Below are 17,676 nucleotides of genomic sequence, written 5' to 3'. Positions count from 1 at the left end.
CACGCCCGGTTGCAATGGCGCTCGGCCGGTGCCGCTCTTCGTTGAAGGTGTCGCGACTTACGTCGTTCCTACATGTCGCTCCTGCATGCCGCTCCTGCATATCGGCTGCACGTAGGTCGCGCATCGCGGGCCGTCGCCGACACGCGAAAACGCGACCGGCTGCCAGCGCCAATCTTCCGGCGGCTTGTTAAACTCCGCGCACTTTGCCCTTCCTGCGGATATGCACCACATGCCCAACGTTCGCCCGCTTTCGCTTGCCCTCGCCTTTGGTCTGGTCACCCTGCTGTCCACCTCCGATGCCGAGGCTGCCCGCAAGAAAGCCTCCGCACGGGCACCGGCCGTCAGCGCCGCCTGCACGGATTTCTACACCTCGGCCAATGCCGACTGGCTCAAGGCCAACCCGGTGCCGCAGACCGGTGCCGTCAGCGCGCTGGGGCAACTGGCCGCCAACACCCGCACCCAGCAGCGCCAGTTGCTGGACAACGCGATGAACACGCCACAGGGCAACGTGCAGAAACTGCTGGGCGATTTCTGGGCCAGCGGCCTGGATGAAGCGGCGGTGGAAGCCGACGGCTCCAAGCCGATCGCCCCGCTGCTGACCCGCATCGATGCGATCAAGAAGGCCAAGGACATTCCCGCCTCGATCGCCGCGCTGCACCAGGTCGGCATCCCGGTGGCCTTCAACTTCGCCCCGGACGTGGACCTGAAGGCGCTGGACCGCCATATCGGCTACTTCATGCAGGGTGGCATGGGCCTGCCGGACCCGGCCTTCTACACCCGCACCGATGCCGACACCGTCGCGCTGATGGGGCGCTACCGCGCCTACGTGAAACAGATCCTCGCATTGACCGGCACCCCGGCCGACAAGCTCGACGCCGAAGCGGCGCTGGTCATCGGCCTGGAAGCCGAACTGGCGCGCAGCGCGCATTCGGTGGCCGACATCAACAATCCGTTCAACAACTACGCACCGGTCACCACCAAGGAACTGGGCCGCTACCGCAACCTGCAGCTGGACGCGTTCCTGAAGGCGCAGGGCGTCAACGACGACCTGGTCTCGCTGGCCGACCCGGCGCTATTCCAGCTGATCAACGCCCTGGTCGTGCGCCTGCCCGCCTCGCAGTGGAAGGCCTACCTGCGCTGGCGCGTGGGCGATTCGATGGCGCCGTACCTGTCCAAGGCCTACCGCGACGCCGAGTTCGAGTTCCGCGGGCGCCTGCTGCGCGGGCAGACCATTGCCCCGTCGCGCCAGGACGCGGTGCTCGATGCCATCAATGTCGCCGCCGGGCCGATGCTCGGCCACGAGTACGCCAACAGCTACATCAGCCGCGACGTGCGCCGCCAGGCCGGCCTCATGGTCGACCAGGTGCGTGAAGCGCAGATCGCCGCGGTCAAACGCAACAGCTGGCTGAGCGCCGAGGCCAAGGCCGAAGCCGAAGCCAAGCTGGCGGCGATGAAGATCGAGATCGGCACCCCGCTGCGCGACCTGGACTACAGCGTGCAGCCGATGGGCCGTGGCAGCTTCGGCGGCAACATGCTGATCGCCTCCACCTGGCGCCACGCGCAGGAAATGAAGCGCATCGGCAAGGGCAATGCCGACCGCCGCTGGGACGTGCTGCCGCAGCAGCCGGCGATCGTCTACGACCTGGCGCAGAACCGGCTGATCGTCACCGCCGCCGCGCTGCAGGGGCCGATTTTCGCCGACAGCGCCAGCAGTGCCGGAAAGTTCGGCGCCTTCGGGGGCCTGGTCGCCCATGAGATCAGCCGCGCGATCGACGCCAAGGGTGCCCTGATCGATGCCAAGGGTGAGCTGCGCAGCTGGTGGAGCCCGGCCGACAAGAGCGCCTGGACGCTGATCGGCAACCGCGTCGCCGCCCAGTACAGCGCCTACGCCTACCCAGGCGTGAAGGATGCCAAGGTCAATGGCGAACTCACCCGCGCCGAGAACATGGCCGATCTGTCCGGCGTGGAAATCGCCTGGGAGGCTTTCAGCACCGCCCAGCCCGAGGCCAAGCCCGCCGAGCAGCAAGCGTTCTTCACGGCATGGGCCGGCTTGTGGGCCACGCAGGTGTCGCCCAACGAGGCGGTGCAGCGCCTCGGCAGTGATGTGCATGCGCCCGGCCACTGGCGCGGCAATGGCCCGCTGGCCAACCTGCCCGCCTTTGGTGCCAGCTTCAGCTGCAAGCCCGGGCAGCCGATGCAGCGGGTCGAAGCCGAGCAGATCAAAATCTGGCGTTGATGCACCGCTGATGCGGGACATGGAAAAGGCGCGGAATCCGCGCCTTTTTCTTTGCTGCTGATCGGGCTTACTTCACCCGACGCAGATGGTTGGGACGACCACTGCCACCACCGCGCCGGTTGTTGAACGGCGGCTGCCCGCGCCAGTAGCGGATCAGCAGCCAGCCGAACAGCATGCCGCCCAGGTGCGCGAAGTGGGCCACGCCCGGCTGCCAGCCGGTAAAACCCAGCAGCAGCTCGATCGCACCGAAGACGATCACGAAAGTCCGCGCCTTCATCGGAACCGGCGGAAACAGCAGCATCACCCGCTGGTTCGGAAACAGCATGCCGAAGGCCAGCAGCAACCCGAACACGCCACCGGAAGCGCCCAGCACCGGGTTGAATTCGCCGAACATGCCTGTCACCAGCAGCTGGCACAGCCCCGCGCCCACCACGCAGACCAGGTAATAGGTGAGGAAACGCTTCTCGCCCCAGGTCATTTCCAGCGGCGCGCCGAACATGTAAAGCGCCAGCATGTTGAAGAACAGGTGGCCAAAACTGCCATGCAGGAAGCCATAAGTGAGCAGCTGCCACGGCTCGAAACCGGGGGAGTCGAGGAACGCCTGCTGCGAGCCGAGCGGCCACAGCATCAGCTGGGTGAACATCCCGCCCAACTGCGGCAACTGCTGCAGCAGGAACAGGACAACGTTGGCGATCAGCAGCGTCTGGGTGATCTTCGGCAATCGGGGAAACATGACGGCATCCGGGGAAACTGCCGCCCATGATAGCCGCAGCGCCTAGCGCAACCCCCAGATTGCCGCATCCAGCGTATCCACCGGTCTGGCCCGCTTCACCCGGCCGTTCTCGACCGCCACGCCCTCGGCACGCAACCGCTGGCACTGTTCGCGCCAGCCGGAGGAGCCTTCCGGCATCGCGATGCGGCCATCGGCGCGCAGCACCCGGTGCCAGGGCAGCGCCGGATCATCATTCATTCCCAGCAGACGGGCGACCAGCCGCGCGCGTCCCGGCAGGCCGGCCTTGGCCGCCACTTCGCCGTAGCCCAGGACCTGCCCCCGTGGAATCTGCCGGATCACCTCCAGGATCCGTGCATGGCCCTCGGCCGGGCTGGTAGTCATGCGCGTTTCGCCACGCTGCTGCCCACCAGCAGCACGCCGGCCAGCACCAGCAGCGTGCCGGCGCCCTGCGAAAGGCCCATGGGTTCGTCCAGCAGCCATACGCTCAGCACAATGGTGGAAACCGGCCCCAGCATACCCACCTGCGCGGCCAGCGATGAGCCGATGCGCTTGACGCCGATCATGATCGCCAGCACCGGCAGCACGGTGCATACGGTGCCGTTGAGCAGCGACAGCCAGTACACCGGCGCGGCAAAACGCCACAGCGCACTGAACGGTTGCAGCAGCAGGTACTGGCCGATGCACAGCACGCAGGCCACCACGCTGGCGTAGGCGGTCAGCCGGACCGCACCGATACGCCCGACCACCTGGCCGCTGCCGAACAGATACAGCGCGTAGCTGAGCGCGCTGGCGAACACCAGCGCCGCACCCACCAGCGTGCGCATACCATCCAGCTGGATGTCCTGGCCGAAGGCCAGCAGCACCCCCAGATAACTCACGCCCAGCGCCAGCGCCTGCCGCCGGCTGGGCCGCTGTTTGAGCAGCACCAGCGTGATCAGCACCACCAGTGTCGGGCTCAGGTACAGGATCAGCCGCTCCAGCGTCGCGGTGATGTACTGCAGGCCGAGAAAATCCAGATAGCTGGACAGGTAATAGCCGGTAAACCCCAGCAGCAGCACCCGCCAGCGATCCCCCGGCGACAACGGCGGCACCCGCCGCGCGGCCCACACCCCCATCACGATGAAGAACGGAAACGCCACCAGCATGCGCAGCGCCAGCAGTGCGGCCGCATCCACACCGTAGCGGTAGGCCAGTTTGACGATCACCGCCTTGCCGGACGCGGCAATGGCGCCTGCGCCGGCCAGCAGCAGGCCGCCGATCAACAGGCGGCGGGAACGGGTGGGCAATGGCGCGACAACGGGCCGGGGCAGCGTGTCCATCGACAGGGGCGGTGCGGGGGGCGCCCATTATCGGCAGTCCACCGCGTCGATGCGTGGCAGGTATGGGACCTGCCCGGGCCCTGGCTGCGACCGGCCACGGCGCCTCAGCCCATCAACACCACTTCCTCGGCCGAGGTCGGATGGATGGCGACGGTGTCATTCAACTGCGCGCGGGTGACGCCCATCTTCAGTGCCACCGCGAAGCCCTGCAGGATCTCATCGGCGGCATCACCGAGCAGATGGATGCCGACGACCTTTTCCTCCTCGCCCGCGCAGACCATCTTGAACAGCGTGCGCAGCTGTCCGTCACCCAACGCCTGCAGCATCGGCCGGAACCGGCTGTGATAGGTGGTGACCTGCTGGAAACGCGCGCGCGCCTGTTCTTCACTCAGGCCGACACTGCCCAGCGGTGGATGCGTGAACACCACGCTGGGGATGTTGGCGTAATCCAGCTTCGCCTCCGGCTGGCCACCGTACAGGCGATCCATCAGCCGGCGCGCGGCGGCGATGGCCACCGGCGTCAGCATCGCCTGCGCGGTCACATCGCCCACCGCGCAGATGCCGTCCACCGAGGTGTTCTGGAACGCATCGACGCGGATGGCGCCGGCCTCATCCAGTGCCACACCGGCCGCTTCCAGCCCCAGTCCCTGCGTGTTCGGCGCACGTCCGGTGGCGAACAGCACGCTGTCGCACACCAGCGCGGCCGGGACATCCTCAAGTTGCACCTGGATACCGTCATCGCCCTGCCGCAGCGCCTGTGTGCTGCAGCCGAAGCGCACATCAACGCCCTGCTGGCGCAGGTTGTCGGCCAGTTGCGCCGTTATTTCGGCATCGAATCCCGACAGCAGCCGCTGCCCGCGCACCAGCAGCGTCACCGCGCTGCCCAGCGCATGCAGCACGCCGGCCAGCTCGACCGCGATATAGCCGCCGCCGACGATGGCCACGCGCGCCGGCGCGGCCTGCAATGCGAAAAAATCATCCGACACACCGCCCAGCCCGGCACCGGGCAGGTCCGGCTTGCGCGCATGCGAGCCGGTGGCGATGACGATATGCCGCGCCTGCAGCCGGGTGCCATCGCCACATTCCACCGTGTGCGCGTCCAGCAGCCGGCCGCGCCGGGCGATATGGACAACGCCGGTGTCCTGCAGGCGCTTGCGATAACTGGCGTGGATGCCGTCGATGTAGTGCTGCCGGCGCTGCAGCAGCTGCGGCCAGCTCAACCCCGGTGCCTGCGGCACATCGAAGCCCAGCCGGGAGGCCAGCGCGAGGCGTCCGGCCAGGTCCGCCGCCAGCCACATCGCCTTCTTGGGCACGCAACCGACATTGACGCAGGTTCCGCCCAGTGCGGATGGCTCCAGCATCGCCACCCGGGCGCCATGGGAGGCGGCACGGAATGCGGCGGCCAGGCCACCGGAGCCGCCGCCCAGCACCACCACGTCGAATGCCTGCGCGCTCACTGGAAACGCTCGACACGGTAGGGAGAAGGATCGATTGCGGGCGTCTGCCCGGTGATCAGGTCGGCCATCAGTTGTCCGGTTCCGCTGCTCATGCTGATACCGAGCATGCCATGACCGGCTGCGAGCCAGATGTGAGCGTGGCGCGGCGAACGGCCGAGGACCGGCAGGTCATCCCAGGTCATCGGCCGCCAGCCGTGCCAGCGCTCGTGCACGGTATCGCCCATCGGCAGGCGCAGATACTGCCGCGCCGCCGACTCGAGCGCCTGCAGCCGGGTGCCGTTCAAGCGTGTGTCCTGTCCGGAAAATTCCATGGTGCCGCCCAGCCGCAGGGTCTTTTCCCAGGCGATCACGAACACCGAGCGATCCTTCAGCACCACCGGTCGCCGCGGCACCTGTGCCGGTTGGCTGCCGGTGATGGAATACCCCTTGCCCGCCTGGATCGGCACGCGCAAGCCCAGTTGCCGCGCCAGCCGTGGCGACCAGGCACCGGTGGCCAGCACCACATCGGTGGCACGCCGCCGCCCGTTGCCGGTCTGCAGCGTGACCGCATCCGTTTGCGGATCGATGCCCAGCACCGGGCAGTTTTCCTCGATCAGCACACCACACGCGCGCAGCACCCGTGCCAGCTCGGCGGTATAGCGATCCGGCCGCAGGCTGGCATCACCGGGGAAGTGGATCGCGCCCACCACGCCATCGTTGAACGCCGGCTCCTGGCGCAGGTAGTCGGCACCGTCGATGACCCGCGTGGCGATGCCCAGCGACTGCAGGGCTTCGCACTGGGCCGCATGCTGCTCGAAGTTGCCACGCTCGCGGAAGACATAATCCAGCCCCCCTTCCGCAAACTCGCAATCGAGCCGGTAGTCCGCCACCCAGTCGGCCAGTCGCTGGCGCGAATCGTTGAGCAGCGCCGCACGTGCGCGCGCACTGTACAGCTAGTCGTGCCGATTGCAGCGCAGGGTGAACTTCAGCAGCCAGCGCCACAGTGCCGGGTCCAGCCGTGGCGGCATGTACAGCGGCGCCTGTGGTGACAGCATCCAGCGCAGCGCACGCCCGGGAACACCGGGGGCGGCAAGCGGCGGCGCATGGCTGGGGGTGATGGTGCCGCAATTGCCGTGCGAGGTTGCCGCGCCGATACGCCCGGCATCCACCACCCGCACCTGTCGCCCGGCATTGGACAGCGCCAACGCGGTGGCCAGCCCGGTGACGCCGGCGCCAATGATCAGGACATCGTCTTGAGCGGATTTCACCCGCGCATTCTAGGCGTCGTGCCCGCGCTGCCGACGCATTGGTGGCATCTGCAAGTAGGTGACCGCCCGCCACAGCCACTCCACCGGGCCGAAGCTGAAATACTGCAGCCACAGCCGGCTGAGCAGCACCTGCAGCGCGAACAGCACGACGGCAAACACCAGCTGCCAGACCCGGTCCATCTGTTCGTACCAGCCCAGCCCGTAGCCGTAGAACACCAGCGTGCAGATCAGCGACTGCAGCAGGTAGTTGCTCAAGGCCATGCGCCCGACCGGTGCCAGCCAGCGCAGCCCATCGGCCAGGCGCACGCCCCAGCCAAGATAGCCCAGGCACATCAGCAATCCCGCGACCGAAGCCAACGCGGAGGCGATGCCGACCGGCAGGTCATACCGCCCCGGTGCGATGTAAGGCAGGGTGTAGACACTGAGCAGCATCACCGCCAGTCCCGCCGGCAAGGCCAGCCAGCGCAGTGCGGCCCACAGCCGCACATGTTCCCCGGGCCGGGCGATGGCACCGCTGCGTGCGAACCAGCTGCCGATCAGGAACATGCCCCCGACCTGCGGCCCGACCAGCAGCAGCGCCGACAGCGCCACGCCGGTATCACGCAGGCGCTGCACCAGTGCCTGCCCATAACCGCCATGGCCATAGGCCTGGCGCTGGCGCTCGATACTGGCCGCCGCATCGGCCGCCATTCCCGCCGCCGCATCCGCCGCCACGAACTGCATCAGCAGGCCCAGCAGCAGCATCAGTCCCACCGGCACCAGATAGCTGGCCACACCCAGCACCGGCAGCCAGCTGCGTGGTGCCTCACGGAATGCCAGCAACACGAACGACAGCAGCGCATAACTGAGAAGAACGTCACCGGACCACAACAGCAGCGCATGCAGCAGCCCGATCACCAGCAGCCCGCAGCTGCGCCGTAGGTAGAAGCGGGTGAAATTGCGCCCGGCCGCCTCGGCGCGTTGCGCCATCACCGCAAAGCCGACGCCGAACAGCAGCGAGAACAGGGTGAAGAACTTGCCCTGCACGAAGATATAGACGAAAGCGTCTGCCCAGCGGTCGATGCCCTGCCAGTGCTGGTCGATGCCGGTGAAGGAAAGCTCCAGCGGCCCATTGAACGTCTCAAGGTTCATCAGCAGGATGCCGAACAGCGCAAACCCACGCAGCACATCCAGCGTGGCGATACGTTCGTTCGGCGCAACAGGGCGATAGGTGGGGTCGGACAAGCTCAGGGCTCCTTCTGGCAGACATGGGCCACGTCATGCAGCCCGGGCAACAGCAGCGAACGTCAAACCAGTATCAGTTGCCGGACACGGCGTGACAGCGTCCCGGCGCCGCTGACGGCGGGCGGAAAAGTTGCCGCGGCAACCGCCCTGTCACACAGGAAAACGGCCCGCATGGGCGGGCCGTTCCTGGTTTCGTGACGCTGGCGGCCGCACTCAGTGCTGGTGACCACCGTCGCCGTGCACATGACCGTGCTGCACTTCTTCTTCAGCCGCTTCGCGCACTTCCACGATTTCCACGTCGAAATGCAGGTCCTTGCCGGCCATCGGATGGTTCAGGTCGACGTCGACCACGGTCATGCCGACCTTCTGCACGGTGACCGCACGCGGGCCGAAGTTGGTCTGCAGGATCACCTGCGCACCCGGCACCAAGCGGGCATTGCCGAAATGCTTCTTCGGCACGCGCTGGGTCAGGCCCTCGCGGCGCTCGCCGTAGGCATCAGCCGAGACCACATCCACGCCGAAGCTCTCGCCGGCTTCCTTGTCCATCATCGCCGCTTCCAGACCCGGGATGATGTTGCCGTGACCGATCAGGATCGCCAGCGGATCACGGTCCTTGGAGCTTTCGATCGGCTCCTGGCCGACTTCCGAAACGGTGTAGTGGAAACGGACAACGCGGTCTTTTTCGATCTTCATGCGCAACTCTGTCTGGTGGCTGCCCGTTGGCAGACGTTGGAGGACGGCTTGTCGGCCGCCCGGGACGCCGCCATGATGGCGGCTTTCTGAGATGGCGCATTATCCGGGCTCCATGCACATCACGCCAGTTTTCCGCATCCGTTCGTGGCGCCTGCCCGCCACGCTCCTGGCCATCGCGGCCCTGTCCGCCTGCGGCTCCAGCCCGCCCAAACAAGGACCGCGCGCATCCACGCAGAACTACTCGCCGGTGCGCCCCGCCGACCCGGCCGCCGCCTCCTCGGTACTGATGCGGGCCCTGGGCCTGGTGGGCACGCCGTACCGCTACGGTGGCAACACGCCCGAATCCGGCTTCGACTGCAGCGGCCTGGTCACCTATGTCTATCGCGACATGCTGGCGCTGAACCTGCCGCGGACCTCCCGGGAACTGGCCGCCGTGCAGGGGCCGAAGATCGCCCCCGAGCGCCTGGCCGCCGGTGACCTGGTGTTCTTCGGCAAGCGCGGCAATGTCTGGCACGTGGGCATCTACGTGGGCGAAGGGCGTTTCGTGCATGCGCCCAGCACCGGCGGCACCGTGCGCCTGGATTCGCTGGACGGCGCGTACTGGCGCGACCACTACAGCGGTGCCAAGCGCGTCCTCCACTGAAATGTGAAGACCATTTCAACGAATAACGAATATTTAACGAAATATATACCTACTCTCCAGCTATCCGGGGCATCATCGCCCATCGCAATTTCTGTGACTGCCGCGTGACGAATCCCAAACCGTCCCTCCCGAGCCAGACCAAGCCCTCCTTTTTCCTGCCGCACCGACTGCTTTGCGCCGCGGCACTGGCCCTGATCTCACTGCCCTGCTTCGCCCAGACCCCTGCGCAGGCCGAGCCGCAACCCGTCAAAGCCGAGGCACCGCGCAGCAAGGCCGATGCGGCCGCCACTGCCACCCTCGCCGCGCTGCTGCCGCATCTGGCCGCCAGCGACACCATCCCGCTGATGGATCGCTCGGCGATGTTTGCCGGCGACCTGAGCCGCCTGATTTCCGCTTACGACGCCTCCCAAGGCGTTTCTGCCGCCACCGAAGCCGCACTGGCCAACGATACCGACGGCAAGGTGCAGTCGGTCCTGCGCCGTGCCATGACCCTGCTGGGAACTCCGTACCGCTGGGGTGGCACCTCGCCGGACTCCGGCTTCGATTGCAGTGGACTGGTCGGCTATGTATTCCGCACCGCACTGGGTATCGAGCTGCCGCGCGTGTCGCGCGAGATGGCCAGCCAGGCCAGCGCCGAACTCATCCGCGACCGCTCGGCATTGAACGCCGGTGATCTGGTGTTCTTCGGCCGCCGTGGCCGTGTCGACCATGTGGGCATCTATGTCGGCGAAGGCCGCTTCCTGCATGCGCCGAGTACCGGCAAGGACGTGCGCACCGATACCCTGCTCAGCGGCTACTGGGGCGATAAATTCATGCAGGCCCGTCGCGTCGCACTGTGACGCTGCATCCATAGGCCTGTCGAAACCGCGGCGATGTCCGCGGTTTTTTTTGGTTCTTCTCCCAACTGAGGGGAGAGAGGCGCACGGCCGACCGGGCAGAATTGTTGTTCTCGAGGCAACAAGCTGGGGCCGGCCGTGGCCGATGGGGATTGTATTGCGCAACTGGGTGGCTGGGCGGGATATCGGGTGGAGGACTGGCGGCACGAGCGACGCGCAGCTCGTCGCTGGCTGATCTTGGAGCTGACGCCAGCACCTGACCAGGTTCGCTGCTGCAGCAGCTGCGGCGAGGTGGTCACGGCGATCCACGACCGCACGGTGCGCCGGATCCGCGACCTGTCGTTGTTCGAGGATCCGGTGGAGTTGGAGGTCGAGCGGCTGCGGCTGGCATGTCCACGCTGCGGCCCGCGGCTGGAGCAGTTGGACTGGCTGGAGCCGTATGCCCGGGTGACCCGGCGGCTGGCCGACAGCGTGGCCCGGCTGTGTACGGCAACCTCGGTGAGGTATGCCGCGGACTGGCACGACATCGACTGGAAGACGGCCAAGGCGATCGATTTCCGGACGTTGGAGCGCCGCATGGGGCCAATTGACCTGGATGGCGTACGCCGGATTGCGATGGATGAGTTCGCGATCCAGAAGGGCCATCGCTACGCCACGGTCGTGGTCGACGTGGAGCATAAGCGGGTGCTGTGGGTGGGGCGTGGCCGCAGCCGCGCCGAGGTGCGGCCATTCTTCGAACTGCTCGGGCCCGAGCGCTGCGCCCAGGTCCAAGCCGTGGCGATGGACATGAACACGGCTTACGACCTGGAGGTTCGGCAGCACTGTCCGGATGCCCGCGTGGTCTACGACCTGTTCCACGTGATCGCCAAGTACGGTCGCGAGGTGATCAGCCGGGTGCGGGTGGATGCAGCCAATCAGCTGCGCCACGACAGGCCGGCACGCCGGGTGATCAAGCGTTCGCACTGGCTGTTGCTGCGCAACCCGGGGAACCTGAAGGACAACGAGCAGGTCCGGCTGGCCGAGGTGCTGGAAGCCAACCAGTCGCTGATGGCGGTCTATGTGATGAAGGAACAGCTCAAGACACTATGGAACGCGCCGACGGCCTGGGCCTGGCGCAGGGCCTGGAAGCAGTGGCTGCGCCACGCCCGGGAGAGTGGTATCCCGGCCTTGATGCACTTTGCAAAATGCCTGCGCCCCTACTGGCGCGGCATCCTCAGCCGGGTCCGCTGGCCGATGCACACCGGCCTGGTCGAGGGCATCAACAACCGGATCAAGGTCATCAAGCGCATCGCCTACGGCTACCGCGATGACGCCTACTTCTTCCTCAAGATCCGCGCTGCCTTCCCCGGAATTGGGAGATGAACCTTTTTTTTGCGCGCTGTCAGGGATGAATGGGCAGCACACCATGCGAAATACACCGCCCACCATTCAATTTCGCCTGTTCAGGTATGGAATCCGTTGCAGCTGATTTTTCCGGGGTATAACTTGTGTCGCGAGGATCGCGGTGAGCAAGCATGGCTGCCATACCTGATTTCCCCCAACAACGCTGTGTGATCTGGTTCGGAAAGCCGGGCGCACGCGAACGTGTGATGCTGGCAGCCAGTGGCTGGCAGATACGCGCGGTGTTGCCGCAGCAGCCCGCCGATATCGGCCTGCGCGGCAATGACCTCCTCATCGGCCTGATAGATTTCCGCAGCACTACCCGCTGCGAGCTGGAACGCATCGAGGTGCTGATCGGCGAGCACCGGCACATGCCACTGTTTGCCATCACCTCGGCCGATTTCCCGCACAGCGAGCCGTGTACCGCACGCCTGCTGGCAGCCTGCCAGCAGCATTTCGCCCATCCCGCCGACCTCAAGGAACTGCTGCTCCAGTTGCAGTCCTTCGACCTGGACGCTTCTGCGCCGGATACCACGCACGCCAGCGAGGCGCTGGACACCCTGCTGGGCGAGAGCACGGCAATGCTCGGCATGCGCGCCACCTTGCGCAAATTCGCCCCTGTCGATCTTCCGGTACTCATCACCGGTGAGACCGGTACCGGCAAGGAAGTGGCGGCACACGCCCTGCACCACCTTTCCAGTCGCAAAGGAAAGCCGTTCCATGCGATCAATTGCGGCGCGATCCCGGCCACGCTGCTGCAATCGGAACTGTTCGGGCATGAGCGCGGTGCATTCACCGGTGCCAACGCCCGTCGCCAGGGTCTGTTCGAAACCGCCCATACCGGCACGGTATTCCTCGACGAGATCGGCGACCTGCCACTGGACGCCCAGACCAGCCTGCTGCGGGTACTCCAGGAAGGGACCATCGAACGGATCGGCAGCAACCAGCCGATCCCGGTGGATGTCCGCATCCTGGCCGCCACCCACGTGGATCTGGAACAGGCCGTGGCCGAAGGCCGCTTCCGCGCCGATCTTTATTACCGCCTCAACGTGCTGCGCCTGTCGATCCCCCCGCTGCGCAAGCGCGAGGGCGATATCGAACTGCTGGCCCGGCACTTCCTCGCCACATTCCGCGCCCACCACCCCATCCGTGCACGTGGCTACAGCGCGGCCGCCCGCCAGGCCATGGCCCGGTTCCACTGGCCCGGCAATGTCCGCGAGCTGCTCAACCGGGTACAGCGCGCAGCCATCACCAGCGAAAGTGAACTGATCAGCTGCGCCGATATGGAACTGACCAGCGACGGCGCCGAAGCACAAACCGCGCAACTGGATTGTGCCCGCGCAACGGCCGAACGCGAGACGCTGCTGGCCTGTCTTGAACAGAGCCAGTACAACATCAGCGCCTGCGCACGGCTGATGAAAGTCTCCCGCGTCACCATCTACCGCCTGTGCCGGAAACACCGGCTGGATCTGGAAACGCTGCGCTGACAGCGGCCTACAGCATGTAGGGCAGCTTGAACGCCAGGCTGAAGTCCGGTGCGTCCGGCGTCAACCCGACTCCCAGCATGCTCACCAATGTCGCCTTGGGCGTCAACGCATAGGTCACCCCCAGGTTGAGTGTGCCGGCATTGGCATCACTGCCGATCACCTTCATCCACTGCCCGTTCTTGTAACGGGTGCTGGCGCGGGCGCTGAGCCGGTCACTGAAGGAGATGCTCAGGCTGGTGCGCTCGTTGAAGGCGAACGCCACACCGGCGCCGAAGTAATACGCGTCACCCAGCTGCACTTCACCCGGATTGACCGTATCCGGATTGGAGTCGATATCGCCGAAGCTGCGGGTGAAGGAACGGATATAGCCGATGTTCGCGAACAGGATCGCCGGATCGGCGGTTTTCACTGCCGACAGGCCGATATTGGCCTGCCACACCCCGTTGCCGGTGGGCTGTTTGGCCGGAACCGCAAAACGGATGAAGTCGTCGTCATCGCGCTCGATCACCTTCCAGTCCAGGCCATAGGGTTCACGCCCGGTGGGCGCGGTGACACCGCCGGTGAGCACGGTTTCCGGTCGCCAGCCTTTTTCACCGAACAGCTTGTAATTGGCGCTGAAAGTCGCATCGCCGATGCCGGTGCCGTGCGTTTCCTCCTGCGCGATGGCTGCCGCCGATCCTCCGGCACCGCCCTTCTGATAGATGGTTTTGCGCGCCACGTACGGCACATCCAGATTCAACGTCAACCGGGGATTGACTCCCCAGCGCGCGGCAAAATTGTAGGTGAGCGAATCGGATTCGACATTCTCGATGGCGATGTTGCCAAGGAAAATCGCATCCAGTGCGAGGAAGCCGTTGAGCGTGAGTTGCTTGCGGTCATAGCGCGCATAGCTGACGCTGTTCTCCAGGGTCAGCCGGCGGTTGAACAGTGCCGACTGCTGCTGTTTCACATCATCCACGCTGCGACGTGCCGCCTCCTTGGCCTGCTCTGCTTCTTGTGCGGTACTGGCATAACCCTCGGCCGGTTGCGGCGGTGTTTGTGCCACGGCGGCCGGTGCTTCCGTCGCCGGTGCCAGCTTGCCACTGACCCGCGCCTGTATCGCCTGCACCTGCATGTCCAGTTCGCGCAGACGCCGCACCTCCTTGGCATAGCTGGCCTTGAGGGCCTCCAGCTGGGCCATCAGTGCCTTGATCTCCTCATCGCTCGTGCCTGTGGACTGCGGCTGCTGTGCCAGTGCCGGTTGCACCATCACACCACCCAGTCCCACCAGCGCCGCCATCGCCAGTCGTTTCATTGCCGGACTCCTTGCCATGTCCATCAAAGCGCGTCGAACGCGCGGTCTCAATGGCCCCCACCTACGCCGATCCCCCGGGTCAGCGTGATGGCTTGGGCTACGTTCTGTGCCAGCGGCAGGTTGTCCGCCAGCGGTTGTCTGACCAGATCCAGCTGCAGGCGATTGCTGACCTGCTGGCCATCGGCCATCAACTCGATGCCCTGGCCGACACTTCCACTGCGCATCCACTGCTGCACCGCCCCCTGGCCTTCGATACGCAATGCCAGCTGCATCGCGTCACCATCGAAGTTGGCCACCGCGCTCGCATCGCCCACTTGCGCACTGGCGCTTCCGGGCCCCTGCATGCCATCGCCCACCGGGACTCCGCCCCCCTCCCGGACGTTGAGATGGATGACATTGCTGGCACGGTTGCCGTCACCGGCCACCTGCACGCTCTGGCTCAGCCCGGCCACATTCTGCAGGCCACTGCTGTCGATGCTGCGGCCGCTGGAATCCGGAAGTGGCGCGTTGGCCGCGGTAATGCTCACCGTCGGGGTGAAGCTGATCCTGGGCGTCTTGCCCTTGCTGAAATCCATGCCCAGCGTGAGCGCTCCCTGCAGTGTCTGCCCGCTGGCGGTCTGCCAGGTCGAGATCATCGTCACTCCGAACCAGGCCACCGCATTACCACCGACGGTGTAACGGCCACGCATCAGATTCAGTTCCGGATCGGGAATTTCACTCAGCCCCTTGCCGGGTGGATTTGTTTGCTCACCGGCATGCACCGGCAGCGCGGAGGTCAGCGCCAGCATCAGGCATGCGGGAAAAAGAATGTTCATGACCAACTCCTTCAGAACAGATCCGCGTGGGTGAACCCGAAGTCCACCAGCTCCGCATCGGTAATGGGACGGGCTCCCTGGCGCGCATACAGCGCCCTGGCACTGGGCCGTTCGCTGGGCTGCAGCAGAACGGTATTGCGATCGAAATCACTGCCGATCACCACGAACACCGCACGTGATGGCCAGGCATCAAGAAATTCCTTCAGTGGAACCGAGCGGTTGCCGAGGATCGGATCACCAATCTCCGCGTAGTCGTCATGCACCTGCTTGAGCACCACGAAGTGGCGGAATCCGCGTACATCCATCAGCACCAGACCGGGCACGCGCAACGCCTTCAGCCGCTCCTCGCTGATGCGGTAACCGCGCCCACGCATTCCCAGCGATTCGACATAGCGCTTGATATCCAGCAGTGAAAACCCCCGCTGCCGCACCAGTTCCGTATCGGCAACTCCCATCATTCCCTCGATCACGGTCGCCTCGTCCGCATCCAGGTGATAGGCATGGCGCAGGATCGTGGCCAATGCCGCCGCGCCACAGCTGTAATCGGTGTGTTGGCGCACGAGATTGCGGAAGCGCCGCTCATGCATGCTCTCGACCTGTCCACGGTAGACCGTGCCATTGGGCAGCACGTTGCCGAACGCCACTTCCGCGCTGCGCGCCGTATCCGGCAGCAGCAGCAATACGCAGATCGCCATCAGTATCGTGCGGAACATGGGGCAGGCATCTCCATGGCTCTGGAACACGAAAAGCAGGTGGGAGCCCCGGCTCCACGGGGGAGAGGAACAGGGGCTCCCGGTATCACCCGGCTATTGGCGGATAGCCGGGCTTGTTGCTCACGGTTGGAACACCACCCACATGGGTGAAGCTCCGGTCACTGCTTACTCGCCACCACCGCCACCACCGCCACCACCACCGCCGGTCGACGGCTGTGCAACGGCCAGCGCAAGGCTGTTGGCCTGCAGGTTGCCGGTGCCCGAGGACACGTTCACGCCGATGTTGCCGGAGGCCGCGGAGAACGCACTGCCCGACAGGCTTGCGGTATTGGTCGCATCAACCGCGATCCAATCCAGGTCGATTACCTGGCCGCTCAGGCTCGCCGTCAGATCGGCGGTACCCATTTCCGAGAAGCTCAGGTTGCCCTTCTCGTCGGTATCCCATGCCATACCGCCCACGCCCTGCCTGTTCGGGTTGGCAACGGCGCCCTGGGTCTCGAAGTCCCAATCCGAATGCCCGGTCTGGCTTCCTGCCGAGTGGCGATCACCGGTCCAGTTATCCGGGTAGAAGTTGGTCTTCTGGTAGGAATTGCCGGTGCCGTTGTAAGTACCGGTACCGCGGCTGCTGGTGTTGCCGGTGACCTTGCCACTCATGTTGATGGCATAGGTGTTCAGGACATAGTCGTAATAGCCGTCATTGCTGACTTCGTTGCCCGTGGACACCTGGTTGGAGCTGATGCTCGAGGTGGCGTATGCACTGGTGGCTACCGAGGCGGCAAGAGCGTTCTTCTGCTCGTTGTTGTTGCCCGAAGTCACGTTCACGCCGATGTTGCCTGACGCGTTGGCGAAGGCATTGCCACCGATGCTGGCGGCGTTGGTCACGCCGTAGTTCATCGTCTGGTTGTTCATGCCACTCTGGTTGACGAACACTTCGGCATCGGCCATGCCGAAGCTGAAGGAGGCATCGGCTGCCGACAGTGCGGCGGCATTGTCCTGGGTGTTGTTGTCGCCGGCGGCGACGTTGAAGCCCAGGTTGCCGGAGGCAGAGGAGCCCACGTCATCGGCGATGGAAGCATCGTTCGACAGCAGGTCATTCTCGGCAGAGTTGTTGGAGATCGACTGACGGTTGTCGATGATCGCAATCGCGGCCGAATCCAGGTTGATATCACCGGTGATGGTCGGAGAGCCGGAGAACCTCACGTCTGAGCTCAGCCTCATGTCCTTCTCGAGGTTCACATCGACGCCGTGGTTGTTCTTCTCCTTGCGCTCGTCGGCCTGGATGTTGGAGGTCTTGCTGACATTCTCATAGACCTCGTTCGAGGAACTCGTGTTGGAGTGCTCCTCGGAATAACGCAGCCACGCCGCCGCATCCAGCGCCAAGTTCACGTCGGTATCGATGTTGGTCCGTGTCTCGGTGACATCGTGCTGGTGACTGATGTTCTCGTTGGTATTGGTGGTATTGGTACGCGTCTCGTTCACGTTGTGCTGGTGATCGATAGTCGCGCTCGCATTCTGGTCGTCCGCCGCACTGGCCGCCGCACTCATGGTGAATGCGGTAACCGCCATGGCGAGTACAGTCCATTTATTCGCTTTCATGGT

At 65.3% G+C, this 17,676-nt stretch carries 15 protein-coding genes and 2 pseudogenes; 6 read left to right on the top strand and 11 right to left on the bottom strand.

The window, feature by feature from the left end; genetic code table 11:
• Positions 1–229 precede the first annotated feature (229 nt).
• Positions 230–2,236: a M13-type metalloendopeptidase gene (locus ACSBPQ_RS04505; protein ID WP_442683861.1), complete on the top strand. Its 2,007-nt coding sequence runs from the start codon at positions 230–232 to the stop codon at positions 2,234–2,236.
• A gap of 67 nt (positions 2,237–2,303) precedes the next feature.
• Here the strand turns inward: ACSBPQ_RS04505 and ACSBPQ_RS04500 are convergent, their stop codons facing one another.
• The 7 genes and pseudogenes from ACSBPQ_RS04500 to ACSBPQ_RS04470 form a co-directional block, all read right to left on the bottom strand.
• The gene (locus tag ACSBPQ_RS04500; protein WP_442683860.1) at positions 2,304–2,969 is read right to left on the bottom strand and encodes a rhomboid family intramembrane serine protease; all 666 of its coding nucleotides are present in this window, start codon (positions 2,967–2,969) and stop codon (positions 2,304–2,306) included.
• A gap of 42 nt (positions 2,970–3,011) precedes the next feature.
• On the bottom strand, positions 3,012–3,350 hold the full coding sequence (locus ACSBPQ_RS04495; protein ID WP_442683859.1) for an MGMT family protein: 339 nt from the start codon (positions 3,348–3,350) through the stop codon (positions 3,012–3,014).
• Positions 3,347–4,288, bottom strand: a complete 942-nt coding sequence (locus ACSBPQ_RS04490) for a DMT family transporter (RefSeq protein ID WP_442683858.1) — start codon at positions 4,286–4,288, stop codon at positions 3,347–3,349. The genes ACSBPQ_RS04495 and ACSBPQ_RS04490 overlap by 4 nt, the downstream gene beginning before the upstream one ends.
• A gap of 104 nt (positions 4,289–4,392) precedes the next feature.
• The gene (gene gorA / locus ACSBPQ_RS04485) at positions 4,393–5,745 is read right to left on the bottom strand and encodes a glutathione-disulfide reductase (RefSeq protein WP_442683857.1); all 1,353 of its coding nucleotides are present in this window, start codon (positions 5,743–5,745) and stop codon (positions 4,393–4,395) included.
• A pseudogene (locus tag ACSBPQ_RS04480) lies at positions 5,742–6,992 on the bottom strand (NAD(P)/FAD-dependent oxidoreductase). The gene gorA and the pseudogene ACSBPQ_RS04480 overlap by 4 nt, the downstream one beginning before the upstream one ends.
• A 9-nt stretch (positions 6,993–7,001) precedes the next feature.
• Entirely contained in the window at positions 7,002–8,222 is a 1,221-nt protein-coding gene (locus ACSBPQ_RS04475) for a DUF418 domain-containing protein (RefSeq protein ID WP_442684507.1), read from the bottom strand.
• 207 nt (positions 8,223–8,429) lie between these two features.
• Positions 8,430–8,909: an FKBP-type peptidyl-prolyl cis-trans isomerase gene (locus ACSBPQ_RS04470; protein ID WP_442683856.1), complete on the bottom strand. Its 480-nt coding sequence runs from the start codon at positions 8,907–8,909 to the stop codon at positions 8,430–8,432.
• A gap of 48 nt (positions 8,910–8,957) precedes the next feature.
• On the opposite strand from ACSBPQ_RS04470, the pseudogene ACSBPQ_RS04465 reads away from it, so the two are divergent.
• The 5 genes and pseudogenes from ACSBPQ_RS04465 to ACSBPQ_RS04445 form a co-directional block, all read left to right on the top strand.
• Positions 8,958–9,046, top strand: a pseudogene (locus ACSBPQ_RS04465) (glycoside hydrolase); the annotation flags it as partial.
• Positions 9,022–9,552 (top strand): C40 family peptidase, encoded by a 531-nt coding sequence (locus ACSBPQ_RS04460; protein ID WP_442684506.1) that lies wholly within the window; start codon positions 9,022–9,024, stop codon positions 9,550–9,552. The pseudogene ACSBPQ_RS04465 and the gene ACSBPQ_RS04460, both read left to right, overlap by 25 nt.
• Before the next feature lie 104 nt (positions 9,553–9,656).
• Positions 9,657–10,391 carry a C40 family peptidase gene (locus tag ACSBPQ_RS04455; protein WP_442683855.1) on the top strand — a complete coding sequence of 245 codons (735 nt, stop codon included), beginning with the start codon at positions 9,657–9,659 and terminating at the stop codon, positions 10,389–10,391.
• Between the two features lie 135 nt (positions 10,392–10,526).
• Positions 10,527–11,750 (top strand): ISL3 family transposase, encoded by a 1,224-nt coding sequence (locus ACSBPQ_RS04450; protein WP_442682939.1) that lies wholly within the window; start codon positions 10,527–10,529, stop codon positions 11,748–11,750.
• A gap of 152 nt (positions 11,751–11,902) precedes the next feature.
• Positions 11,903–13,255, top strand: a complete 1,353-nt coding sequence (locus ACSBPQ_RS04445; RefSeq protein WP_442683854.1) for a sigma-54 interaction domain-containing protein — start codon at positions 11,903–11,905, stop codon at positions 13,253–13,255.
• A 7-nt stretch (positions 13,256–13,262) separates the two neighbouring features.
• Here ACSBPQ_RS04445 and ACSBPQ_RS04440 read toward each other — a convergent pair whose 3' ends face one another.
• The 4 genes from ACSBPQ_RS04440 to ACSBPQ_RS04425 form a co-directional block, all read right to left on the bottom strand.
• A complete protein-coding gene (locus ACSBPQ_RS04440) occupies positions 13,263–14,549 on the bottom strand; it encodes a hypothetical protein (RefSeq protein WP_442683853.1) in 1,287 nt (428 codons plus the stop codon).
• A gap of 47 nt (positions 14,550–14,596) precedes the next feature.
• Complete coding sequence (locus ACSBPQ_RS04435; RefSeq protein ID WP_442683852.1) at positions 14,597–15,364, bottom strand: hypothetical protein; 768 nt, start codon at positions 15,362–15,364, stop codon at positions 14,597–14,599.
• An 11-nt stretch (positions 15,365–15,375) separates the two neighbouring features.
• Positions 15,376–16,077 (bottom strand): C39 family peptidase, encoded by a 702-nt coding sequence (locus ACSBPQ_RS04430; RefSeq protein WP_442683851.1) that lies wholly within the window; start codon positions 16,075–16,077, stop codon positions 15,376–15,378.
• Positions 16,078–16,242: 165 nt separating this feature from the next.
• A complete protein-coding gene (locus tag ACSBPQ_RS04425) occupies positions 16,243–17,673 on the bottom strand; it encodes an adhesin (RefSeq protein WP_442683850.1) in 1,431 nt (476 codons plus the stop codon).
• Positions 17,674–17,676: the final 3 nt, after the last annotated feature.

The sequence above is a fragment of the Stenotrophomonas sp. JC08 genome, assembly GCF_052180205.1.
Lineage (GTDB): Bacteria > Pseudomonadota > Gammaproteobacteria > Xanthomonadales > Xanthomonadaceae > Stenotrophomonas.
This window is presented reverse-complemented; position numbering and strand designations above follow the sequence as displayed.